This window comes from Variovorax sp. GW460-12-1-14-LB1 (genome assembly GCF_059423605.1).
The window spans coordinates 1-23,234 of record NZ_JBWKYF010000014.1; the positions used below are offsets into that span (position 1 = coordinate 1).

Here is a 23,234-nt window from a genome sequence, read left to right on the forward strand (position 1 = left end):
TCCAGGATCTGGACGACGCTGAGGTTCTGGAAGATCCTGCAGTCGGTGCGCAGGGTGGCCAGGTGCAGCCAGGGGCGAAGGGTGAGCTTGTACTGGGCGTGGCGCCCTTCCTCGCCCCACAGGGCTGCGTCGGTGATCAGGGCGTTGAGCTGGCGGGGGGAAGAGCCATCGAGCTCGATCTCGCAGCTGATCTCCTGGCCGATGAAGGCATCCAGGTCGAAGTCGGCGCCGGAGGAGACGCCGGACAGAGCCAGCGCATCCGGGGTCTTGAGAAAGAGCTCGTAAGCAAAGAGGCTGTTGAGCCCCTCATGCCCCGACAGCCGCACAGGCGCCAGTGCAGCCTGACCAAGAACAACAGGGATCGCAGCAGAAGAGACAGACAGCGTGCGCGGCATCGACGACTTCCTTGGGAGGAAAACAGGTCGCGCAGTTTGCGAGTCGCCTCGCGATCACACTGATAACAATCGTCAAACTCCACGCACCTCTCTCGCCATGCGTGGGATTTGTCATTCGTCGTGAAGAAGGATGAGCCTGTTCCAGGCCGGGAAACAGCGCCTCATCAAAGACGCAAGAAAGGAATGCTGCGCTCTGCCTTGAGCGGGATTCCCAGCGGGCACAGCGCCCGCACGCTCAACTCTTGTACTTGATCGAACACCCGTACGGCCGCGTGCTCGCCATCGACACCGGTTTTCCGCCGGTCACTTCGCCCAGCGCCTGGTTCACGTAGTTGGTGGCGGTCTTGATGTCGTCCACGCGGGCCGAGGCGATGCTGTCGATGCCGCCGGCATACACCAGCGTGCCCTTGGGGTCGATGATGAAGATGTGGGGCGTGGTGCGCGCGCCGTAGACCTGGCCGATCACGCCGTCTTCGTCCATCAGCACGGCGGTGGGCGCGGCCTTTTGCGACTTCATCCAGGCGTCGAGCGCGTCGGCCTTCAGGTAGTCGCTGGCGGCGCGTTCGGTGGAGTTGATCGCGAGCCAGACCACGCCCTTGTCGGTGGCTGCCTTCTGCGTGGCCGGCATGTTGCCGCTGCCGTAGTGCTTGCGCACGAAGGGGCAGCCGGGGTTGGTCCATTCGAGCACCACGAACTTGCCCGCGAAGTCGGAGAGCTTGTGCTTGGCGCCGGTGGTGTCGACGGCCACGAAGTCGGGCGCCTGCTGGCCCACGGCGGGCGCGGCGAAGGCGTTGGTGCCCATGAGGAAGGTGGCGCCCAGCGCGACGGCGGCGGCCACGACGGCGCGGCGGGAAGCGCGGCTGAGGGCGGCGCGCGCCTGGCGCGCGGCGCGAAGGGAGCGTGAGTCGACAGTGGGCGAGAGCGTCATGGCCAGCTTGAACTCCAAAAAACAAAATTCCAAACAACAACTGCAGCTTAGAACGGTTTCTTCAAGTGCGTGTGACAACCCATGACAGCGGCGTTGTCATCTTGTTTCAATTCACCGCATCGGCGCTCAAAGCGCTGCCAACGCGGCGCGCACCTCGTCTTTGCTGAGGATTTCGGTCAGCACGACGGGCGCCTTGCCCGGCGCCTGCAGCACATACACCGGCACGCCACTGCGGCCCAGCGCGGTGAGCGCGGCGGTGATGGCGGGGTCGCGGCGGGTCCAGTCGGCGCGCAGCATGGCGACCTGCTTCGTGTCGAAGTCGGCGAGCACCTCGGCGTCGGCCAGCGTGCTCTTCTTGTTGTACTGGCAGGTCACGCACCAGGCGGCGGTGAAGTCGATGAACACCGGCCGGCCCGCGGCCGCCATGTCGCTCACGCGCTGGGCCGACCACGGCTGCCAGCGCTCGCCGTCGTTCGGTGCTGCCGAGGCCAGCTTGGCCGTCGGCTCGGGCACCTGCACGATGTTGCGGCCGATGGTGCCGGCCAGCACGGCGGTGAAGGCGATCATCACGGTGGCGATGACGACGCGCGTGCGTCCGGTCAGCGTGAGCGCCCAGACCACGGCGGCCAAGCACACCAGCAGCGCGAGCAGCGTGCCCGCGCCGTCGATGCCGCTTTGCTGGCCCAGCACCCAGACCAGCCAGGCCACGGTCGCGAACATCGGGAAGGCGAGCAGGCGGCGCAGCGTGTGCATCCACGGGCCCGGCTTGGGCAGCAGGCGCGCCACGGCCGGCACGAAGCCCGCCACCAGGTAGGGCAGCGCCAGGCCGAGGCCCAGCGCGGCGAACAGCAGCAGCGCCTGTGCCGCCGGCAGGCCGATGGCAAAGCCCAGCGAGGCGCCCATGAACGGCGCGGTGCAGGGCGAGGCGATCACCACGGCGAGCACGCCGGACAGGAAGTCGTTGGCCAGCGGATGCTTGGCCTGCGCGCTGCACACCGATTGCGGCGCGGCGCGGCCGAACTCGAACACGCCGGCCAGGTTCAGCCCGAGCAGGGTGAAGAGCGCCGCCAGCGCCGCCACCACGCCGGGCGACTGCAACTGGAAGCCCCAGCCGAGCTGCGCGCCGGCCGCGCGCAGCGCCAGCATGGCGCCGCCCAGCGCGAGGAACGACAGCATCACGCCGCCCGTGTAGGCCAGGCCCGCCTTGCGGTGCGCGCTGGCGTTGCCGGCCTGCCGCGCGAAGCCCAGCACCTTGATCGCGAGGATCGGGAACACGCAGGGCATGAGGTTGAGCAGCAGGCCGCCGAGCAGCGCACCGAGCAGGGCGACCATGAAGGTGCCGGCGGGCTGGGCCTGCGCAGCGGCAGCGGGGGCCGCCGCCTGGGCCGCGTTGGCGGCCAGCGCCGCCTGCAGCGCGGGCGACACCTCGGCGGCGCGCGGTGCGGCGGTGGCGGCGGGCCAGGTGCCCGACACCGGCGCCTCGGCGCGCCAGGCCACGGGCTGGCCGGCCTGGCGGTCGGCTTCGGCCAGCGCCACCACCACCGGCATGGCGGTGGGGCTTTCGCTGCGCTGATCGGCCAGCGGCACGGTGGCGGTCCAGGTCGCGCCGTCCCAGGCCTGCGTCCAGTCCTTGCCGGACACGGCCGCGGTGCGGATCACCTCGGGCGTTTCGGGGAAGAACTCGAGCGTCTTGCCGCGCACGGCGGCGGGCAGGCCGTCCAGGCGCACCTTCAGCTGCTGACCGTCGACGGCGATGGCGCCGGGCGTGCCCAGCGGCTGCGGTTGCGCGGCCTGCGCGGTGTCGAAGGCCGCCTTGTTCAGCGCGGTCGAGCCGCGCGTGGGCAGCGAGAGCGTGAACTCGCCCTCTTCGGGAATGCATTCCTTGCGGCAGACCAGCCAGGAGGCCTGCAGCTTGATGTCCATGGCCGGCGAGCCGCCGGTGAGCGCCACGTCGGGCTTGTAGAGCGTGGAGACCTCGAGCGGCACCGGCAGCAGCACGGTGTTCTCGTAGCCGTAGTTGGCGAGCGTGCCGACCGGGATCTTCTTGGGCACCGGCCAGGCGATCTCGCCGGTCGAGACGCCGGCGGGCAGCGTCCACTTCAGTTCCGTCGGAAGGCCCGAGTCCCCGGCGTTCTTCCAGTAGGTGTGCCACTCGGGCTGGTGGGTGATCTGCAGCCCGACCCAGACCGGCGCGCCGGGCGCCACGCCCTGGGGCGCATGGGCGACCAGTTCGGCGCGCACGTGAGGGGTGGTGACCACGGCCCCGGTCTTCGAGGCCAGCTGGGCCGCAGCCGGCATGCAGGCTGCGGCGGTAGCTATCAGAAAAGTAGCGAAAGAGATGCGCGAAAAGGTCATGCCGGTCAGTCGGAGCCAGAGGGCGGGGCGAAGTTCCTGGGGTCCGGGTCTTTCCCGAGGCTCAGGCCGCGGAGGCCGCGGGCCAGCCCAGCACCACGCGCCGGGTGGTCGCGCTCTTCTTCTCGATCTTGGTGACGACCATGGCGCCGATTTCCGCCGTGTTGGCCACGTGCGTGCCGCCGCAGGGCTGGAAGTCGATCGACGGCGCGCTGCCGTCTTCGCCCGTGCCGCCGATGCGGATGGTGCGCACCGTGCCCGTGCCGCGCGGCGGCTGCACGCTCATGCTCTTGACCAGCGCGGGGTTGGCGTCGAGCTCGGCGTCGCTGATGGCGCCCACGGTCAGCGGGTGGGCGGCCTCGACCAGCTTGGCGAGGCCCGCGGTGAGCGTTTCCTTGTCGAGCGGGTCGGTGATGTGGAAGTCGATGCGCGCGTACTCGGGCGTGATCGAGCAGCCGTTCACCGGCACCGGTACGAGGTGGCACAGCAGGTGGCTGGCGGTGTGAAAGCGCATCAGCCGGTGGCGGCGCTCCCAGTCGAGGCGGGCGGTGACGGTGTCGCCGGGCGCCAGCGCGGCCAGCAGCTCGGCCTGGTCGGGCGCGGGCACGTGGACGAACTCGGCCGTCGGCTGGCCTTCGGCGTCCTTGGCCTTGCGGGTGTCGGCGATGGCGATTTCGCGGCCGTCGGCGAGCACCAGCACGCCGGCGTCGCCGGCCTGTCCGCCGCCCAGCGGATAGAACACGGTGCGGTCCAGCACGATGCCGGTGTCGTCGATGCGCAGGATGCGGGCTTCACAGGTGCGCAGGTAGGCGTCGGCGCGGAACAGGTCGTCGGTCATGCGGCGATGGTAGCGACGATGCGCGAAGGAGGTGCGCGCACGCCGGAAAGCGCCCACGACCGACACGCCTGCGCCGTGCGATTGCGCATGATCCGGCGGTCTGCGGCCGCCTGCCGCGCAAGGAATCCGCATGAACGCATCGCTGCACCTTCCCGTCCGCCTCGCTCTTTCTGCAGCGGCCGTGGCCGCCGTGCTGCTCGTCGCCGGCTGCGGCGAGACCGCCAAGCTCGCGCCCGAGCTCACGACCGGCCCCCGGCCCCAGCTGGCCGATCCGAACAAGACGCTGATCCCCACCGTCAACGTGGCGCCCGCCGTCGGCTGGACCGACACCGCCGGGCCCACGCCCGCCGAGGGCCTGCGCGTGACGGCGCTGGCGCGCGGGCTGGACCACCCGCGCTGGGTCTACACCCTGCCCAACGGCGACGTGCTGGTGGCCGAGAGCAACAAGCCGCCCAAACCTGAGGGCAGCGGCGCCGGCGGCCCGGTCGCCAAGGTGCGCAATTGGGTCATGGGCAAGGTCATGGGCCGCGCGGGCGCCGGCGTGCCCAGCGCCAACCGCATCACCTTGCTGCGCGACGCCGATGGCGACGGCCTGGCCGAGGTGAAGCAGGTGTTCCTGGCGAACCTCAGCTCGCCCTACGGCATGGCGCTGGTCGGCAACGAGCTTTTCATCGCCAACGCCGACGCGCTCGTGAAGGTGCCCTACACCGAGGGCCAGACCTCGGTCAGCGCCACGCCCACCGTGGTGACGGCGCTGCCCGCGGGCATCAACCACCACTGGACCAAGAACGTCATCGCCAGCGCCGACGGCAGCAAGCTGTATGTCACGGTCGGCTCCAACAGCAACATCGGCGAGAACGGCATGGCGGCCGAAGAGGGCCGCGCCGCGATCTGGGAGGTCGATGCGAAGAGCGGCGAGAAGCGCCTGTTCGCCAGCGGCCTGCGCAACCCCAACGGCCTGGGCTGGGAGCCCGAGACGAATGTGCTGTGGACCGTGGTGAACGAGCGCGACGAAATCGGCAGCGACCTCGTGCCCGACTACCTCACCTCGGTGAAAGACGGCGCCTTCTACGGCTGGCCCTGGAGCTACTGGGGCGGCGTGGTCGATGCGCGCGTCACGCCGCAAAGGCCGGAACTGGTGGCCAAGGCGCTGGCGCCCGACTACGCGCTGGGCGCGCACGTCGCGCCGCTGGGGCTGGTGTTCTCGCACGCGCGCGGCATGCCGCCCGAGTTCGCGAACGGCGCCTTCATCGGCGAGCACGGCTCGTGGAACCGCAAGCCCAAGTCGGGCTACAAGGTGGTGTTCGTGCCCTTCATCGGCGGCAAGCCGAGCGGGCCGCCGGTCGACATCCTCACGGGCTTCCTGAGCGCCGACGAAAAGGCCCACGGCCGGCCGGTGGGCGTGGCGCTCGACAAGGGCGGCGCGCTGCTGGTGGCGGACGACGTGGGCAACGCGGTGTGGCGCGTGTCGAAGGCGAAGTAGCCCGGCGCGGTCGTTTCAGCGCTGCGGGTTGCCGATCCGGAACAGCCGGTGGCCGCGCAGCGCATGGCCCTCGGGCACCGCCGGATGCTCGAAGGCGCCGGCCACGTCCTCGTGCATGCCCAGGCGTGCCATCACGGCGGCCGAGCGCAGGTTGCCGTTGGCGGTGAACGCCACGATCTCGCCGAGCCCGAGCCGTTCGAAGCCGACCTGCAGCGCGCCGCGTGCCGCCTCGGTCGCGAAGCCCTGGCCCCAGCTGGCGCGCGACAGGCGCCAGCCGATCTCCACGCAGGGCGAGAAAGGCAGCGTGGCCATCGGCACGTTCAGGCCGGTGAAGCCGATGAATTCGCCCGTGTCCTTGCGCTCGACGGCCCAGAAGCCCCAGCCCTTCTGCGCGATGAGCGCGCGGGCACGGTGGGCCGCTGCGTCGCTCTCGGCGCGCGTAGGCAAGGGGAGCAGGAACTCCATCACCTGCGGGTCGCAGGCCAGCGCGAAAAATGGCGTGAGATCGCTCTCGCGCCATTGGCGCACCCGCAGGCGCGGGGTGTCGAATTCGATGAGGGGCGGATGTGTGCTTTCTTCGGTCATGCGACCGATTGTGCGCAAATCAGAACCCGGCCAGCACCACCTTGCCCTGCGCCTTGCCGCTCTCGATGAGCGCATGCGCCTTGCGCAGGTTCGCGGCGTTGATGGTGCCGAAGCTCGCATTCGCCGTGGTGCGGATGCGGCCCGCGTCGACCAGCGCGGCCACTTCGGCCAGCAGCTTGCCTTGCTCGGCGATGTCGGGCGTGGTGAAGCGCGAGCGCGTGAACATCATTTCCCAGTGCAGCGAGATGCACTTGGTCTTCAGCGGCATCGCGTCGAGCACCTTCATGTCGTCGATCACCGCGAGCTGGCCCTGGGGCTTGAGGCTCTCGATGAGCTGCGCGTAGTGCTGGTCGGTCTGCGTGAGGCTGGCGACCATGTCGACTTCATCGATGCCGGCGGCCTTCAGTTCGGCGGCGAGCGGCTTCGAGTGGTCGATGACGACGTGCGCGCCGAGCGCCAGGCACCAGGCGCGCGTTTCGGCGCGCGAGGCGGTGGCGACCACGCGCAGCTTCGTGAGCTGGCGTGCGAGCTGGATGAGGATGGAGCCCACGCCGCCGGCGCCGCCGGTGATCAGCAGCGTCTGGCCTTCGCCGCCGTCCTTGGGCACCTGGAGGCGGTCGAACAGCAGTTCGTAGGCGGTGATGGTGGTCAGCGGCAGTGCGGCGGCTTGGGCGTCGTCGAGGCTCTTCGGGGCGAGGGCGGCGATGCGCTCGTCGACGGCGTGCAGTTCCGAATTGGCGCCGGGGCGAATGATGGAGCCGGCGTAGTAGACGCGGTCGCCGACCTTGAAGCCGGTCACGTCGCTGCCGATGGCTTCGACGGTGCCGACTGCGTCCCAGCCCAGCACCTTGGCCTGGCCGGCTTCGGGGGCGGCGTTCTTGCGGACCTTGGTGTCGACCGGGTTGACCGACACGGCCTTCACGCGCACCAGCAGGTCGCGCGCGCCGGGCACCGGGGCGGGGAGCTCGATGTCCTGCAGCGATTCGGGGTTGTCGATGGGGAGGGGCTGGTGGTAGCCGACGGCTTTCATGGGAAGAGACCTTCTTTATTGAACGATGGCTGGACTGTAGGATGACAACGTCTGTTTGATAAGGTGGCCTGAATCACCAACACTTTCAAATGAAGATTGAAAATATATCGGACCTGCAGGTGCTCGTGCAGACGGCGCGTGGCGGCACGTTGACGGCGGCGGGGCATGCGCTGGGGATCACGCCCGCCGCGGCGAGTGCGACCTTGAAGCGGCTGGAGGCGCAGTTGGGGGCGCGGCTGTTCGAGCGGTCGACGCGGGCGATGCGCCTCACACCGCAGGGGCAGACGCTGCTGGACTATGCGGTGCGTGCTTTCGAACTGCTGGACGAGGGGGAGTCGCTGGTCACTGCGGATCGGGGCGAACTTGTGGGCACCTTGCGGGTGGCCTCGCCGTCGGACCTCACGCGCAGCACGCTGCTGCCCTGGTTCGACGAGTTCCTGGCGTTGCATCCGGGGGTGCAGTTGTCGCTCTCCGTCGGGGATCGGCCGCTGGACGTGATGCGGGACGAGGTGGACGTGGCGCTGCGCTATGGGGCGCTGGCCGATTCGCGGCTGGTGGCGCGGGCGTTTGCGTTGACGAACCCGGTGCTGACGGCTTCACCGGACTATCTGCGTCGGCATCCTGTGCCTCGGGTTCCGCAGGATCTGCTGCAGCACAACTGTCTGACGTTCAACCGGAGTGGGCGAAGGCACCGGGTGTGGCGGTTTGCGCAGTTGGGGCAGTGGACGGAGGTGCGGGTGAATGGGGATCGGAGTGTGGATGATGCTTCGCTGGCGCGGGAGTGGACTGTGGCGGGGTATGGCATCTCTCTGAAGTCGGCGCTGGATGTGCGTAACGACATTCGGGAAGGCCGTCTTGTGCGGCTGCTGCCTGACTGGGAGACGGAGCCTTATCCGTTGCATGCGCTGTTGCCTAGTGGGCGGTTTGTGCCGGCTCGGGTTCGGGGGTTTGTGGATTTTCTGGCGTTGAAGTTCGAGGGGTTGTTGGCTGTGGGGTGATTTCTTGAGGCTGCTGGCCGGGACTCGCCCCGGCGGGCGACTCACTTTCTTTGCTTCGCCAAAGAAAGTAAGCAAAGAAAGGCGACCCCACTGTCCGCGTCCCTCCGCTTCGCTGCGGGCAACCTGCGGTGCTCGCGTTTCGCGGGGTCTCGCCCAAACTCGCTTCGCTCAAACAAGGGCGAGCCCTGATCCGCGAAACGCTGCGCTCCTCGGCGCGGCCAGAGGGGAGGGGGAGCACTCGGGCCATCGCTTCGCTCGGCCTGGGGGATCGCATCACTGCGTTCGCTCCCCCTGTTGTCCCTCGTCAGATCATCGGGGTCACGGCGCCATCCATCGCCACGATCGCGCCGGTCACATAGCTTGCCTTCGGCGACGCCAGGAAGAGCACGGTGTTGGCGACTTCCTCCGGCGTCGCAATGCGCCCCAGCGGCAGGCGCGCAGTCGCGCGCTCCAGCGCTTCATCGGTGCCGATCCCCTGCAGCTTCGCATCCGCCTTCATCCCTTCCTGCAGCCGCGCAGTCAGCGTGAGCCCCGGATTCACGGCGTTCACGCGCACGCCCTTCGCTGCATAGGCCGCAGCCATGCCCGCACTCACCAGCATCAGCGCCGCATTGGCCGCACCGCCGGCCATGTGGACGGGGCTCGCAACCTTGCCGCCCTGGCCGATCACGTTGACGATCGCGCCGCGGCCGCGCGTGCCCATGCGCTTCACGACCGGGTCGATCATGTGGATGTAGGTGAAGTACTTGGCGTCCATCGCGTCGTGCCACGCGGCGGGCGTGAGCTCGTCGGGCGGGGTGCGGCGCGCGGCGCCTGCCGAGTTGACGAGCACGTCGACAGGGCCGAAGGCCTGTTCGGCGGCGTCGAGGGCGGCGACGGCGCTGGCGGGGTTCTTGAGGTCGGCGGCGTGCAGGCTGATGCGGCCTTCGGCTTGCGGGAACGCGGCGAGCAGCGACTGCTGGCCCTGCTGCAGGTTCTGCAGGTCGCGCGAGACCAGGCTCACGCGCGCGCCTTCGCGCAGGAAACCCAGCGCGCAGGCCAGGCCGATGCCCTTGCTGCCGCCGGTGATGAGAACGTGCTGGTCCTGGAGCTGGAGGTCCATGTCGGGGGTCCTTGGAAGAAGGTGGGTCTGTCTGCGGCGCTGCCGCCGCGCGATTGAATCACCGCCCCGAAATCCCTGCAGCGACGCGGCCGAAAGGCCGCGCCGGTTGCTCCTGCGCGTCAGGCCTTGCGGCGCTTCGCTGGTGCTTCTTCTTCCAGCGCGGCCGGCGCGGTGTCGGTGGCGTCGCGCAGATGGCCTTGGTTGTCGTGGTGCGCCAGCAGTTGGCGCGTGCGCTGCCAGGTCGACAGGCGCGCGGGCGCGACCTCGATGTACGACGCCAGCGCGAACAGCGACGACTGCTCTTTTTCCGGCGGCGTTTCGCGCCGGTGCTGGCGGCGGCGCAGCGGGCCCATGACCAGCATCGAGGCGAGGATCACGCCGATGACGATGGCGTACAGGCCCAGCAGCTGCAGCACTTCGGGCTGGGAGCGCGCGCCCATCACGTAGGGCCAGGCGTACCAGATGGCGCAGAACCAGATCGCGACGGTGATCGCCGGGCGCAACGCGCGCAGCCAGAGGAACATGGCCAGGGTGCGGGCCGGCGAGCGGCCGTTGCCGAAGGCGTGCAGCGGGATGCGCGCGGCGTCGATGATGGGTTCATCGACCGCGGGTTGGCCCCACGAACGGGTGCGGGGCGGCGGGGCTTCGTGCAGCGCCGGCGAAGAGGGCGGGTTCTCAGGATGCATCGGAAGAAACTCCTCGGTCAGGGCTCGTCCACACCGCGCGCTTGCCGCGACGACGCATCAGAGCGTTGGGAAGGGCGACCACCGTGGTGGCCATCGTGATCGTCCAGAACGCGATCGGGTACCAGATCGTTCCGGCGAAATAGCGCATGAGGTCGCGGTCGTAGCGACGGTCGATCCACAGGCTCAGCAGCATCTGCAGGATGCAGGTCATGGCCAGCAGCGTGCCCTGCCAGTGCGGCAGCAGCGCCGAATGCCAGGCCGACTCGTGCGGCAGGAAGGGGCGGATGAAGCTGATCACCAGCACCAGCGCCATCGCATAGGCCCACACCACGCTCACCATGTACTCGCTGTAGATGAGCCACAGGCGCCAGCTGCGCAGGCGCAGGATGGACGGCGTGATGCGCAGCATGGTCTGGATGCCGCCGACGGCCCAGCGCAGGCGCTGCTTCCACAGGCCGCGCAGGGTCTCGGGCATGAGGATCCAGCACAGCGCGCGCGGCTCGAAGCGCAGGCGCCAGCCGGCGAGCTGGAGCTTCCAGCTCATGTCGATGTCCTCGGTGAGCACGTCGGGGCTCCAGAAGCCCACTTCGAGCACGGCGCGGCGGCGGAACATGGCCAGCACGCCCGACACCGTAAAGAGCGTGCCGATGAGTTGCTGCGAGCGCTTGATGAGGCCGATGATCGACGAGAACTCGCCCACCTGCATTCGCCCCAGCAGCGTGGTGCGCGTGCGGATGCGCGGGTTGCCGGTGACGGCGCCGATGCGATCCGAGGCCAGCATGCGCTTGAGCATCCACGCAATGGCGTTGGGGTCGACCAGCGCGTCGCCGTCGATGCCCAGGATGTACTCGCCGCGCGCCAGCTGGCAGGCGGTGTTCAGGCCCACGGCCTTGCCCTGGTTGCTGGCGTTGTGGATCACGCGCAGGCGGCTGAACTCCAGCGTCATCTCGTCGAGCAGCTCGCCGGTGCCGTCGGTGCTGCCGTCGTTGACGGCGATCACCTCGTAGTTCGGGTAGCGCGTGCGCATCAGCTGCTCGATCACTTCGCGCAGGTGCGGCGCCTCGTTGAAGCAGGGCACCACCACGGTCACGAGCGGCTGCGAGGGCAGCAGCGGCAGCGGGTCGGCCTCGACGTCGCGCTTGCGCTCGAACGACCACGCGTGCGAGAGGCCGCCCGCGATCCACACCCACGCCATGAAGAACGGGTAGTAGAAGACGAAGCCGAAGAGCACCGGCGGAATCAGGTCCACCAGCATCTGGAGCGTGTTCATCGGGGCTTCCCTCCTTCAGGCGGCAGCGTGGCGGCGTCGTGGTTGCGCCGGGGGGCGCGCGACAGCAGCGAACGCACCGAGATCGCGCGGCGCACGGTCTCCAGCGAGGGCTGGTTGTTCAGGAAGTCGTCGGGGTAGTAGCCCAGATGGCGCACGCCGGCGCGCTGCAGCAGGGTCCACTGGCGCGTGAGCTCGGCGTCGGCCACGGGTCGGCCGGTGCGCCAGTCGCGCGCCTGCAGCTCGAACACGGTGCGGTCCAGGCCGTGCGGCGTGGCGGCCGCGCGCTGGGCCAGGCGGCCCAGCCAGGCGTCGCTGTCGGCCGGGGTGCGGGCCTCCTGCTCCATGCGCGGCATGGCCATCAGGCCGACGTAGTCGTAGGCGGCAAGCGAGGCTTCATAGTTTTGGGCAAACCATTGCTCGGCCGCGGGTTCGAGCACCGGCCGCGCGTAGAGGTTGCGCGCCGTCTCCAGCGCGGGGCGCCAGGTGCCCACGCGCGCCGCGAGTTCGTGCGTGAAGTCGATCAGGTAGCGGGTCTTGGCGGCGGTCCAGCGGGCCATGAGCGCGGGGTCGGCGCGCAGCGCGGCCACGTCGGCCGGCAGGCCCCAGCGGCGGTAGGTGTCGAGCGCGGCGGGGCTGGCGTCCTCGTCGTCCGAGAGCATGGCGTCGTCGTGGAACAGCAGGCCTTCGAAGAAGGTGTGGCGGCCCAGGTCTTCGTACAGGTCGCCGACCAGCGTGCGCACGGCCGGGTCGAAGGGCGAGAGCCGGTGGTAGCGGTCGGCCGGCGCGTCGCCCTTGAGCGTGCGCACCGTGTGCGTGGCCAGCGGGTTCGACGCCGGCAGCCGGTAAGCTGTGACGGGCATCCACGCGTAGACCTTCACGCCGGTGCGGCTGCGCAGCTGCCAGGCGGCGCGGGCGAACAGGTCGGCGCGCATCGGCAGGTGGCGGTTGGGAAAGTACAGCGCGTCGGCCACGCCGTCGCCGTCGGGGTCGGCATAGGCCTGCAGGAACACCGAGCGCGGGCGCACGGCGGCCACGCGCTCGATCAGTGCCGAGAGGTTGCGCTCCTGCTGGGCCGGGTCGGCGTCGTACACGTAGTCCAGGTCGACGTGCATCACGCGGTTGATCGGGCGCACCTCGCCGCCCACCGGGCTGCGCAGCATCTGCACGTAGTCGGGCGCCTCGTTGTCGTAGGCGGCCAGCGCGCGGCGAATGCGGTTGAGCGGAATCTCCTTCGTGTTCGCGCCGTCGTCGAGCGTGAAGGTGATCGGCATGCCCACGCGCGCCGAGGCTTCCAGCGCGGGCGTGTTGTAGGCGCCGTAGGGCCACACGGTGGCGCGCACCTTGGCGCCGGTGCGCTTCTCGATCAGCTCGCGGCTGCGGCGCAGGTCGGTCTCGATGCGGCGCAGGTAGGCGGCGTCGTCCTCGTAGCGGCTGGTCTTCGGGTCGTAGCGGTGCGTGGCCGCGGCCGGCAGCATGTTGCCCTGCGGGTTGGCCTGGATGCCGGTGTGCATCGCGTCGGTGTGGCTGGCGAACTCGACCAGGGGCGAGCGCGCCATCTCGGCGGCCTCGCGCCACAGCAGGAAGTTCTCGCGCGGCGCGGGCTTGTCGCCCCAGTGCACGGGCTGGCCTTCGGGCACCTCGAGCCAGCTCGTCACGAGCGCGAACAGCGCCGGGTAGTTGAAGCGCTGGAGCAGCGGGAACACGTGCGTGTAGGCACTGCGGTAGCCGTCGTCGAAGGTCAGCAGCACGGGCTGCGAGGGCAGTGGCTTGCCGCCGCTGCGCGCATCGATGATCTGCTGCAGGCTGACCGGGTGGTAGCCGCTGTGGCGCAGCCAGGCGAACACTTCGGCGAGCGTGCGCTCGTCGATGGCGGTTTCGTCGGGCGAGGTCTCGAAGCTGGCGCGCACGTTGGGGCGCACGTCGTGGAACGAGATCACGCGGAAGTCGACGCCGTTGTCGGGGTCGGCGGGCAGCACCGGCGCCGCCAGTACAGGCAACGCCGTCGCCAGCAGCAGCCCGAGCAGGGCCGCGCGCAGCCGGAGGAAGAAGGTGGGGGCTTGCATCACGGACATCACTGCAGGGGCATCGAAAGGTTCAGGAACACGCCGCGCTGTTTCTCGCGCACGCCGTCGTAGGGATGGCTGCCGTAGGTCAGGCCATAGCGCAGCGTGAGCTTCTGGCCCAGGGCCCAGCGGTGCTCGTAGCGCAGGTTCCACAGCGGGCCGCTGCCGAAGCCGGCCTGCTGGTAGCTGCCGCCGCCGAGCTCCAGCACCTGGAAGAACTGGCGGTCGTCGCTTTTCCAGGTGAGCCACTGGCCGCGCACCGACAGCTGCGCGCTGGCGTCGCGCGAGGGGCTGAAGTAGCGCACGTCCTGCAGGCGGCTGCGGCTGGCATCGACGCCCAGCCGCGTCTCGATCTGGAAGCGCGGCGTGCTGACCCAGCGCTCGCGCCAGCCGAAGTCGAGGCCGTCGCGCAGGTTGCCGTCGCTGAAGTCGAGGCGGCGCCATTGCAGGTCGAAGCGGCGCGACTCGTTGACGACGTAGGCCGCGCTGGCGCCGAACTCGCGCGCGCCGATGGCCTGCGCGCCGAAGGGCACGGCGCGGGCCTTCCAGGGCAGTTCCTTGCTGTCGCCGTCGTAGGTGGCCGACAGGCGCCAGGCATCGCTGGCGCGGTAGTCGACGCGGCCGGCCACGCTGTTGCGGTAGCGCCCGCTGTTCGCATGCTGCAGCACGCCTTCGGCCAGCCAGCGGCCTTGTTGCCAGCTCGCGCCGAGGCCGCCACGCGCCCATTGGGCCGTGCCTTCGGAGGTGTAGCCGCGGCCCAGCGTCTGCGCGTAGAACACGCGCCATGCGTCGCCGATGAGGCCGGAGCTGAGCCGGCTGTCGACGCGCCATTCGCGGCTGGCCAGCGTGCCGCCGCCGCGCGAACCTTCGGCGTCGACCTCGAGCTGCGGACCGACCAGCGAGCGGCGCTTGCGCGCCATCTCGCGCACCTCGGCGGCGTCGGGCGCGTCGGCCTCGAGCGATTCGGCACGGATGCGGGCCGCGCGGAATTCGTCGGCGTCGAGCAGCGCTTCGACATGGCCGGTGCGCACGCTCAGGTCGTCGGGGTGGTCGGCGCTCAGCGCCTCGAAGCGCGCCACGGCCGCCTCGGGATGCTCGCGCAGCCGCTCGGTGAGCGCGGCGCCGTAGGCGTAGCCCGCGTTGAGCGGGGCTTCCTGCGTGAGCGTGTTGAAGCGCGGCTGCGCGATCTTCGGGCGGTCGCCGTAGAGCTGCAGCAATGCGCCCAGGCCGCTCACTTCGGAGAACTGGTCGTTGGGGCGACCGGCTTCCGGTGCCAGCCGCATCAGCACGGGCGTGGCGCTTTCGATGCGCTGGAGCAGCGCCTCGGCCTCGTCGAAGCGGCCGGTGTCCAGGTAGGCGTAGACCAGGCCGAAATGCAGGCTGTCGGGCATCGGCAGGTCGACGACCGCTTTCTCGAACAGCGGCACGGCATCGGCCGAGCGGCGCTCCTGCGCCAGCGCGCGGGCGGCGGTGCCCAGCGCGTAGGGCGGCAACGCGGTGCCGTCGGCACGCAGGCTGTCGTACAGGGCGATGGTGTCGGCGGGACGGCCGCGCTCCAGCAGCGCCATCATGCGGTCGGACTGCAGCCGCATGCGCAGCGTGCGCCAGGTGTCGGCGTCGGGCGGGGCGGGCTGCGCGAGCGCGGCGTCGACGCGGGCCAGCGCGGCGCTCTGGGCGGCCAGCACCTTGTCGAGGTCGGCGACGCGCGCTGCGCCCAGGCGCTGGTCGCGCGCCTTCACGGCCCAGCGCAGCTGCTGCGCCAGCGCCTGCTGTTCGAGCAGCGCGAGCGTCAGTGGCGCGAGGCTGCCGGGCTGCTTGCGTTCGGCCGCCTGCGCGTCCTCGAACGCGGCGGTGGCGCCGCCGTACTCGGCCAGCAGGAAGTCGGCGTCGCGCTGCGCATCGCGGCGCGCGGGCTGCAGTGCGGTGATCTCGCCGTAGGCCGTGAGCGCCTGGAAGGGCTGGCCCTGCGCACGCGCCAGTGCGGCGCGCAGGTCGAGCAGCGCGACGCGGTCCGCGACCTCGGTGGGCGCGGGCTGGGCCAGCGCGCGGTAGATCGTTTGCGCGCCGGTCGTGTCGCCGCTGGCCAGTCGCCAGAAGGCTTCGTGGATGCGCGGTTCGCGGGCCGCCGGCTGGCGCGCGCGCCAGACCTTGACGGTGTCGCCTTGCAGGGCGATGTCGCCCGTGCGCCGCGCGGCGCCGGCCAGCGGGCCGAGCGCGTAATCGCCCAGCTCGCTCGGCGGCACCTGGCGGCCCACGGCCACCGCGTCGGCGAAGCGGCCGTCGGCCACCGCGATCGCGATGGCGTCGGACGCCACGCGCCGGCGCTGCTCGTCGACCAGGGGCGCCGCCAGCCATTGACGCAGCTGCTGCAGGGCTTGGGCCGGCGTGATGCGACCGGCGCGGCGCGCGACGATGAGGGCGTCGTGCTGCGAGGCGTCATACGCCAGCGCGCTGCCCAGGGGGGCGGCCGGCGAGGGCGCGACAGTGGATTCCGCGTACGCGGTGCTGCTTCCGAAGACCAGCACGCACACGATCGGCGGCAAACCCCGCACGGCTCGTGCGAGATGGTGAGGCAATGCCTTGAAGGGCGCGACTTTGCGCCCGGCAACGACGGTGCCTCCATTTTTTTGTGGATGGATGGACACGCTACTCCCTTTTGCGTGAACTCTCCTGGGCCGTGACAAGCCGTGGCGGAAAGTTCGTGAAAAGGGACTCTAGGCCAATTTGTAAACAATAGGACCGAACATCGGGAAAGATGAGAACTAATCGTGAACAGATTCGCGATCAATTCATCCGATGTTGGCAAGTTGTATGCAAGTGTTGCCCCATGCGCCGCCCATGGCCCCGTCCTAAGATCGCGGCATGAACGCACTTCCGGTCTCTTCGCCCCGTTGGCCCCGTTTCTGGTCCCAGTTGACGACGCGCGACTTCGCCGCGCTCGACGCGGCGACCACGGTGGCGGTGCTGCCGCTGGGCGCGACCGAGCAGCACGGCCCGCACCTGCCGCTGGGCGTGGACACCGTGCTGGCCGACGGCATCGTGGCCGCGGCGCTGCCGCTGCTGCCGCCGGAACTGCCGGCGCTGTTCCTGCCGACCCAGCAGATCGGCCTGAGCCCCGAGCACGCGCGTTTCGCGGGCACGCTCACCTTCTCGGCCGAGACGCTGATCCGCATGTGGAACGAGATCGGCGCGGGCGTGGCGCGCGCCGGCGTGAAAAAGCTGGTGCTGTTCAACGCCCACGGCGGCCATGTGGGCGCGATGGACATCGTGGCGCGCGAGCTGCGCGCCGCGCACGGCCTGATCGTCTACAGCGTGAGCTGGTTCAACCTGCCGCTAGGCGATGCGAACGCGCAGTTCAGCGCCCGGGAGCACCGCTTCGGCGTGCACGCGGGCGAGATCGAGACCTCGATGATGCTGGCGCTGACGCCCGCGCTGGTGCGCATGGGCGAGGCGAAGGATTTCAGTTCCACTTCGGAGCAGCGCGCGGCCGACTGCGCGATCCTCGGCAACGGCAAGAGCGCCAAGCTCGGCTGGGCCATGGAGGACTACAACGCGCAGGGGGCGGCGGGCAATGCCGCAGCGGCCACGGCCGCGAAGGGTCAGGCGGTGATCGATGCGGCCGCGCAGCAGTTGGCCCTGTTGCTGGCCGAGGTGTCCCAGCTGCCGTTGAGCACGGCGAACACAGGGCCGCTGCCCTGAGAGCGGATCAGGCGCAGCGCCCCAGCACCCCGGCGAACATGTCGGCATCGACATTGCCGCCGCTCAGCGCAACGCCGACCGTCTGCCCGCGCCAGCGTTCCTTCTGCTGAAGCGCCCCTGCCAAGGCGGCAGCCCCCGCGCCTTCGGCCACGTTGTGCGTGTCGCTGAAGAGCACGCGCATGGCTTCGGCCACCTCGTCGTCGGTCACGGTGATCACGTCGTCGGCCTCGCGCAGGATCACCTCCAGCGACTCGGGCACTGGCGTGCGGCAGGCCATGCCGTCCGCCAGCCGCGTGGTGGCGGGTGATTCGACCGCACGGCGCGCGCGGAACGAATCGCGGTAGGCCGTGGCATGCGCCGACACCACGCCGATGAGCTTCGTCGACACGCCGCAATGCGCGCGCGCCGCCGCCGCGCCGGCAAAGCCGGAGCCCAGGCCAATGGGCACGAACAGCACGTCGGGCGGTGAATCTTTCAAGGCACTGAAGAACTCGACGTACGCGGTCGACACGCCGCGCACCAGCTCGCGATGGAACGAGGGCACGCGGTGCAGCGCGTCGCGCTCGGCCAGCACCGCGGCGTGTTCGGCAGCGGCCTGGAAGTCGTCGCCATGCTCGACCAGCGTCACGCCGAGCGCGCGCATCGCCGCGTTCTTCTCGCGCGAATTGCCGTGCGGCACCACGATGGTCGCGGCCAGCCCGTGGCGCTGCGAGGCGAAGCCGACCGACTGGCCGTGGTTGCCGCGCGTGGCGCTGATCACGTGGCGCACGGCGGGCTGCTCGCGCGCGAGGGTCTCGAAGTAGGTCAGGCCGCCGCGGATCTTGAAGGCGCCGACCGGCGTGTGGTTCTCGTGCTTGGCCCAGACCGTGGCGCCCAGGCGCTGCGACAGCTGCGGCCAGGTGTACTGGGGCGTGGGCGGCATGGCCGCATGCACGGTGCGCTGCGCGGCTTCGATCTCTTCGCGGGTGAATCGCATCGACGTCCTTCTTGTTGCTTACTTGCGTTCGGTGAGCGCCACGCGCACGGCCAGCGCGGCCAGCACGCTGCCCATGATGTAGCGCTGCGCGCGCAGCCAGCCCGCGCTTTGCGACAGCACGGCCGTGATGCTCGCGGCGCCGACGATCATCACGGTGTTGACCAGCGCGCTGCTCGCCATCTGCGCCATGCCCAGCTGCAGGCTCTGCAGCAGCACGGAGCCGCGCTCGGGGTGGATGAACTGCGGGAAGAACGACAGGTAGAACATCGCCACCTTCGGGTTCAGCAGGTTCGTGAGAAAGCCCATGCGGAACAGCTTGGCCGGCGGATCGGCCGGCAGCGCGCGGGCCTCGAAGGGCGCGTTGCCGCCGGGCTTGACCGCCTGCCACGCGAGCCACATCAGGTAGGCCGCGCCGGCGAAACGGATCGCGTCGAACGCGACCGGCACCGCCAGCAGCAGCGCCGTCAGGCCCAGCGCCGCGGCAAACAGGTGCACCAGGAAGGCCATCAGCACGCCGCCCAGCGAGATGAGTCCCGCGCGGCGGCCCTGGATCAGCGTGCGTGACACGCAATAGATCATGTTCGGCCCCGGCGTGAGCGCCAGCAGCAGCGAGGCGAGGGCGAACCAGGCGATTTCGGTCAGGGTGAGCATGAGAGTCAGAGTCCTTGCGATTCGAGGGTGACGGGGCCGCGCGGCGTGTCGAGCACGGCGACGAGGTTGGGCGGGCCAGCGTCGACCGGCAGGCCGCCCATGCCGATGGCCGTGAGCGCGGCCGACAGCGCCGGCGCGCGCGGATGCGCCACGCGCAGCGAACGCAGCGCCAGGCCCGAGGCGGGCATGGCGTCGGTGGGGTGCACCGCGCCCCACTGGATCAGCGTGGGCAGCGCGCCGTAGAACAGGCGCTGGCCGTCGTCGCGCACCGTGATCTGCCATTCGAGCCGGCCGGCCGGCGTGTCGCGCGAGGCTTCGAGCAGGTGGCCGCGGTCGATGTGCGCATGCTCCTCGCGCGCGAGCGCCTGCGTGGCGGCGTGCGCATCGGGCACGCGCGCCACGAAGTGGATCAGGTGCGGGCCGCGCTGCGCGAGCGCGGCCTGCAGCGCGGCGTCGTCGAGGTCGAACCAGCGGTGCGTCTTCGGCCGCGACGGCGCCTTGCCGGCCTCGATCGCGATGATCTCGGCATAGGCGCGCGGGAACGCGGCGCTCGCGATGTTCAGCAGCCGGTTATGCGTGCCCATCAGCGGATGCACGCCGCCGGGCGCGGGCGTGACGCCGAGCGTGGCCTCGCACCATGCCACGCCCTCGGCCAGCGAGGCGGCGGCGATCACCAGGTGGTCGATTTCGGCGGGGGCCATGGCGTGCCTTTGTTCAGAGGGTGACGTGGCCGTCGACGCAGGTCACGGCATCGCCGCCGACCCAGATCGTGCCGTCGCTGTCGCGCTCGATGTGCACGCGGCCCGCGCGGCCCAGGCACTGGCCTTGCGCGGCCAGGTAGCGCTCGGGCATGTGGCCGTCGGCGATCAGCCATTCGGCCAGGCTGGCGTTGAGGCTGCCGGTGACCGGGTCTTCCTGCACGCCGATGGGCTCGGCGAAGGCGCGCACCTCGAGGTCGATCTTGGCGCCGTCGTCGTTCGGCGTGGCGGGGCGGTTGCCGAAGGCGCGCGCCTCGCGGTTCGAACGGCCGATGAGCAGCGAGGTGTCGTGCGCCGAGGGCACGCCCGCCACGCCGGCCTTCACGCCCAGTTCCTTCAGCGCGCGGTGGTCGGGCTGCAGCGCCAGCACGGCGTCGGCGTCGTTCAGCAGCAGGCCGAACCACACCGGGCCGTTGTCGAGCACCTGCGCCGCGATGACCTGCTGCGCCTTCAGGCCCAGCGCGCCGGCCACCTTGGCCAGCAGCGCGGGGCTCGGGGCGCTGCGCTTGAGCGGCGGCGCGGCAAAGGCCAGGCGCTCGCCGTCGCGCCGCAGCGGCACGAGGCCGGCGCCGCACTGCTGCACCACGCGGCCCGCCACCTTGGGCTTGCCGCCGGCCTGCAGCCACGCATGGCAGCTGCCGATGGTCGGGTGGCCGGCAAAGGGCAGCTCGCCGCCGGGCGTGAAGATGCGCACGCGGTAGTCGGCGCCCGGGTCGGTCGGCGGCAGCAGGAAGGTGGTCTCCGACAGGTTGGTCCACTGCGCGAAGCGCTGCATGGCGGCGTCGTCCAGGTCCTGGCCGTCGAGCACCACCGCGAGCGGGTTGCCGAAGTAGGCGGTGGCGGTGAAGACGTCGACTTGCTTGAAGGGGCGGGATTTCATCAGGGTCATTCGAGGGATAAATCGAGCACGCCACGCGTGCCCGGGCGGGAAAGCAGGTCGGCGTACCAGCGCTCGACGTTGGGCCAGACGGGCCGGCGGTACTCGGCACCGGGCAGGCCGAACCAGCGGTGCGCCTCGCAGCCGATCGGGATGTCCGCCATGGTGAAGCGCTCGCCGGCCATGTAGGGGCGCTGCGCGAGGTGGGCGTCGAGCATCGCGAACAGCGCCTCGCTCTCGCGCACCGACGCGGCGATCAGCGCGGGCTGGCGCTCCGAAGGCGCCGTGCGCACCCATTGCACGAAGGCGTCGCGGCTGGCGCGGTTGAGTGTGGTCTGCTGCCAGTCCATCCAGCGCTCGGCGTCGAAGCGCGCGGGCAGCTCGCTCGGGTAGAGCGTGCCGTGCGAGTAGCGGGCGCACAGGTAGCGCACGATGACGTTCGACTCCCACAGCGTGACGCGCTCGGCGCCTTCGCCGTCGTCGATGGTCGGCACCATGGCGTTCGGGTTGAGCGCGCGGTATTCGGGCGTCTGCACCACGCCGAATTTGCCGCCGGCCTCGGTGCGCTGGAAGTCGAGCCCGAGCTCCTGCGCGCACCACACGACCTTGCGCACGTTGATTGAACTGATGCGGCCCCAGATGTTGAGCATGGTGTTCAGTGTCCTTGTGCGGAGAGGGCGTCGGCCGTGGCCGGCTGCTGCGCCTGCAGGTACGGTTCGATGTTGCGCAGCGCGCGCGCCACGTAGTCGTCTTTCTCGCCGACCGGCGCGACGTAGTGCAGCGCGCTCTTCGCGGCCTCGAGGCCTTCGGTGCGCGCGATGAGCCAGGCCGCGAGGTAGGGCGCCGAGAAGCAGCCGCCCGCGGTCGCCACGTTGCCCTGCGCGAAGAAAGGCTGGTTGAGCACCTCGACGCCGGCTTCCTGCACCCAGGGCTTGGTCGTGAGGTCGGTGCAGGCGGGCACCGTGCCCAGCAGGCCGAGCTTGGCCAGCAGCAGCGTGCCCGAGCACTGCGCGCCAATGAGCTGGCGCGACGGGTCGAGCCCGCGCAGCACGCCCATCAGGCCCGCGTCGGCGGCGATCTTTCGCGTGCGGATGCCGCTGCCGACGATCACGGCACCCGCCTCGCAGGCCGCTTCGAGCGTCGCGGTGGCGTGCACCGTGACGCCGTTCATCGAGGTCACGGTGGCGCTGGGCGAGGCCAGCGTCACGCGCCAGCCCGACTTCTTCACGCGGTTGAGCACGCCGAGCGCGACCAGCGAGTCGAGCTCGTTGAAGCCGTCGAAGGTGAGGATGGCGATGTGCATCGTCGTCGGCCTTGTCAGGCGTGGGCGGGGGCCAGCAGCGCCAGCTCTTCGCGCAGCGTGACGGCGAGCGCGGCGATGGCGGTGTCGATCTCCTCGACGCTGGCCGTCACGAAGGACAGGCGCAGCGTGCGCGGATCGCCTTCGCCCGCGTAGAACGGCGCGCCGGGCACGAAGGCCACGTTGCGCTCCACGGCCTTGGGCAGCAGGGTCACGGTGTCGATGCCCTCGGGCAGGCGCGCCCACAGGAACATGCCGCCCTTGGGGGCGTTGAACTTCACGTCCAGGCCGGCCATCTCGCGGTGCAGCGCAGCGATCATGGCGTCGCGCTGGCGCTTGTACAGCGCGCGGATGGTGGGCACGTGGCGGTCCAGGAAGCCGTCCTTCATCACGGCCGAGACCATGCGCTGCGTGAAGATCGGCGTGTGCAGGTCGACCGCCTGCTTGGCCTGCAGCAGCTTGGGGAAGATGGCTTTCGGCGCCACCAGGAAGCCCAGGCGCAGGCCCGGGGCGAGCACCTTGGAGAACGAGCCCAGGTAGATCACGCCCTCGGGGTTGCGCGCGGCCAGCGGCAGCGGCGGGGCTTCGTCGAACCAGAGCTCGCCGTAGGGGTTGTCCTCGACGATCGGCAGGTTCGCGGCGGCTGCAGCGGCCGAGACAGCCGCGCGGCGCGCCTCGGTCATGGTGCGGCCGGTGGGGTTCTGGAAGTTGGGCAGCAGGTAGACGAAGCGCGCGTCGGCCGCCTTGCTCACGAGGTCGTCGACGATCACGCCGTCGTCGTCGCTGGCCACGCCCACGGGGTGCGGCTCCATCGGGCCGAAGGCCTGCAGCGCGCCCAGGTAGGTGGGCGTCTCGACCAGCACCTTGCTGCCCGGATCGATCAGCACCTTGGCCACGAGATCGAGGCCCTGCTGCGAACCGGTGGTGATGAGCACCTGCGAAGCGTCGACGTCCCAGGGCAGCATGTCGGCCACGGCCTGGCGCAGCGGCGCATAGCCTTCGCTGGCGGCGTACTGCAGCGCGGCCTGGCCGTCGTTGTGCAGCACTTCGGCGCAGGCGTCGGCGAATTCCTGGATCGGGAAGGTCTTGGGCGAGGGCAGGCCGCCGGCCAGGCTGATGATGCCGGGGCGCTCGGTGACCTTGAGGATTTCACGCAGCACCGAAGGATTCATCTTGGCGGCGCGGGCGGCGAGTTTCCAGTTCATGGGAGGCTTTCTTCTTTCTGGCGAATGAGAGGTGAGTC

Annotated in this window: 21 protein-coding genes; 3 read left to right on the forward strand and 18 right to left on the reverse strand. The window is 70.4% G+C overall.

Features of this window, described 5'->3' with window-relative positions; all coding sequences use genetic code 11:
* The 4 genes from AC07Y4_RS09710 to AC07Y4_RS09725 all read right to left on the reverse strand — a co-directional run.
* The coding region (locus tag AC07Y4_RS09710; protein ID WP_495274430.1) for a contractile injection system protein, VgrG/Pvc8 family at positions 1-395 on the reverse strand (395 nt) is incomplete at its 3' end.
* A 235-nt stretch (positions 396-630) separates the two neighbouring features.
* Positions 631-1,323: a redoxin domain-containing protein gene (locus AC07Y4_RS09715; protein ID WP_174250269.1), complete on the reverse strand. Its 693-nt coding sequence runs from the start codon at positions 1,321-1,323 to the stop codon at positions 631-633.
* 126 nt (positions 1,324-1,449) lie between these two features.
* Positions 1,450-3,621, reverse strand: coding sequence for a protein-disulfide reductase DsbD family protein (locus AC07Y4_RS09720; RefSeq protein WP_495274431.1), 2,172 nt, complete (start codon positions 3,619-3,621; stop codon positions 1,450-1,452).
* 118 nt (positions 3,622-3,739) lie between these two features.
* Positions 3,740-4,513 carry an alanyl-tRNA editing protein gene (locus AC07Y4_RS09725; protein WP_495274432.1) on the reverse strand — a complete coding sequence of 258 codons (774 nt, stop codon included), beginning with the start codon at positions 4,511-4,513 and terminating at the stop codon, positions 3,740-3,742.
* A gap of 130 nt (positions 4,514-4,643) precedes the next feature.
* On the opposite strand from AC07Y4_RS09725, the gene AC07Y4_RS09730 reads away from it, so the two are divergent.
* Positions 4,644-5,996 carry a PQQ-dependent sugar dehydrogenase gene (locus AC07Y4_RS09730; RefSeq protein WP_495274433.1) on the forward strand — a complete coding sequence of 451 codons (1,353 nt, stop codon included), beginning with the start codon at positions 4,644-4,646 and terminating at the stop codon, positions 5,994-5,996.
* A gap of 15 nt (positions 5,997-6,011) precedes the next feature.
* On the opposite strand, the gene AC07Y4_RS09735 is transcribed toward AC07Y4_RS09730, so the two are convergent.
* Together AC07Y4_RS09735 and AC07Y4_RS09740 are read right to left on the reverse strand one after the other, a co-directional pair.
* Positions 6,012-6,581 carry a GNAT family N-acetyltransferase gene (locus tag AC07Y4_RS09735; protein WP_495274434.1) on the reverse strand — a complete coding sequence of 190 codons (570 nt, stop codon included), beginning with the start codon at positions 6,579-6,581 and terminating at the stop codon, positions 6,012-6,014.
* Positions 6,582-6,600: 19 nt separating this feature from the next.
* On the reverse strand, positions 6,601-7,611 hold the full coding sequence (locus AC07Y4_RS09740; RefSeq protein ID WP_492732689.1) for a zinc-binding alcohol dehydrogenase family protein: 1,011 nt from the start codon (positions 7,609-7,611) through the stop codon (positions 6,601-6,603).
* 89 nt (positions 7,612-7,700) lie between these two features.
* Here AC07Y4_RS09740 and AC07Y4_RS09745 point away from each other — a divergent pair, with 89 nt between their 5' ends.
* On the forward strand, positions 7,701-8,609 hold the full coding sequence (locus AC07Y4_RS09745) for a LysR family transcriptional regulator (RefSeq protein ID WP_495274435.1): 909 nt from the start codon (positions 7,701-7,703) through the stop codon (positions 8,607-8,609).
* A gap of 304 nt (positions 8,610-8,913) precedes the next feature.
* Here the strand turns inward: AC07Y4_RS09745 and AC07Y4_RS09750 are convergent, their stop codons facing one another.
* The 5 genes from AC07Y4_RS09750 to pgaA all read right to left on the reverse strand — a co-directional run bounded on the left by AC07Y4_RS09750 (position 8,914) and on the right by pgaA (position 16,282).
* The gene (locus AC07Y4_RS09750) at positions 8,914-9,711 is read right to left on the reverse strand and encodes an SDR family oxidoreductase (protein WP_495274436.1); all 798 of its coding nucleotides are present in this window, start codon (positions 9,709-9,711) and stop codon (positions 8,914-8,916) included.
* A gap of 119 nt (positions 9,712-9,830) precedes the next feature.
* Positions 9,831-10,397, reverse strand: coding sequence for a poly-beta-1,6-N-acetyl-D-glucosamine biosynthesis protein PgaD (gene pgaD, locus AC07Y4_RS09755; protein ID WP_495274437.1), 567 nt, complete (start codon positions 10,395-10,397; stop codon positions 9,831-9,833).
* Positions 10,387-11,667, reverse strand: coding sequence for a poly-beta-1,6-N-acetyl-D-glucosamine synthase (gene pgaC / locus AC07Y4_RS09760; RefSeq protein ID WP_495274438.1), 1,281 nt, complete (start codon positions 11,665-11,667; stop codon positions 10,387-10,389). Before pgaC ends, pgaD begins: the two co-directional genes overlap by 11 nt.
* Positions 11,664-13,730, reverse strand: a complete 2,067-nt coding sequence (pgaB, locus tag AC07Y4_RS09765) for a poly-beta-1,6-N-acetyl-D-glucosamine N-deacetylase PgaB (protein WP_495274439.1) — start codon at positions 13,728-13,730, stop codon at positions 11,664-11,666. The genes pgaC and pgaB overlap by 4 nt, the downstream gene beginning before the upstream one ends.
* Before the next feature lie 8 nt (positions 13,731-13,738).
* Positions 13,739-16,282 (reverse strand): poly-beta-1,6 N-acetyl-D-glucosamine export porin PgaA, encoded by a 2,544-nt coding sequence (pgaA, locus tag AC07Y4_RS09770; protein WP_495274440.1) that lies wholly within the window; start codon positions 16,280-16,282, stop codon positions 13,739-13,741.
* Positions 16,283-16,592: 310 nt separating this feature from the next.
* Between pgaA and AC07Y4_RS09775 the strand changes: the two genes are divergently transcribed.
* A complete protein-coding gene (locus AC07Y4_RS09775) occupies positions 16,593-17,429 on the forward strand; it encodes a creatininase family protein (RefSeq protein ID WP_354346742.1) in 837 nt (278 codons plus the stop codon).
* Positions 17,430-17,436: 7 nt separating this feature from the next.
* Here the strand turns inward: AC07Y4_RS09775 and AC07Y4_RS09780 are convergent, their stop codons facing one another.
* The 7 genes from AC07Y4_RS09780 to AC07Y4_RS09810 are packed head-to-tail and all read right to left on the reverse strand — an operon-like array spanning position 17,437 to position 23,196.
* A complete protein-coding gene (locus AC07Y4_RS09780; protein WP_495274441.1) occupies positions 17,437-18,405 on the reverse strand; it encodes a threonine dehydratase in 969 nt (322 codons plus the stop codon).
* 18 nt (positions 18,406-18,423) lie between these two features.
* Positions 18,424-19,056 carry a LysE family translocator gene (locus tag AC07Y4_RS09785; RefSeq protein WP_062480600.1) on the reverse strand — a complete coding sequence of 211 codons (633 nt, stop codon included), beginning with the start codon at positions 19,054-19,056 and terminating at the stop codon, positions 18,424-18,426.
* Positions 19,057-19,061: 5 nt separating this feature from the next.
* Positions 19,062-19,757, reverse strand: coding sequence for a VOC family protein (locus AC07Y4_RS09790; RefSeq protein ID WP_495274442.1), 696 nt, complete (start codon positions 19,755-19,757; stop codon positions 19,062-19,064).
* Between the two features lie 13 nt (positions 19,758-19,770).
* Positions 19,771-20,694, reverse strand: a complete 924-nt coding sequence (locus AC07Y4_RS09795; protein WP_495274443.1) for a PhzF family phenazine biosynthesis protein — start codon at positions 20,692-20,694, stop codon at positions 19,771-19,773.
* Between the two features lie 5 nt (positions 20,695-20,699).
* On the reverse strand, positions 20,700-21,341 hold the full coding sequence (locus AC07Y4_RS09800) for a glutathione S-transferase family protein (RefSeq protein WP_487848622.1): 642 nt from the start codon (positions 21,339-21,341) through the stop codon (positions 20,700-20,702).
* A 5-nt stretch (positions 21,342-21,346) separates the two neighbouring features.
* Positions 21,347-21,994: a DJ-1/PfpI family protein gene (locus tag AC07Y4_RS09805; RefSeq protein WP_495274444.1), complete on the reverse strand. Its 648-nt coding sequence runs from the start codon at positions 21,992-21,994 to the stop codon at positions 21,347-21,349.
* Between the two features lie 14 nt (positions 21,995-22,008).
* Positions 22,009-23,196: an aminotransferase-like domain-containing protein gene (locus tag AC07Y4_RS09810; protein ID WP_070060271.1), complete on the reverse strand. Its 1,188-nt coding sequence runs from the start codon at positions 23,194-23,196 to the stop codon at positions 22,009-22,011.
* Between the last annotated feature and the right edge of the window lie 38 nt (positions 23,197-23,234).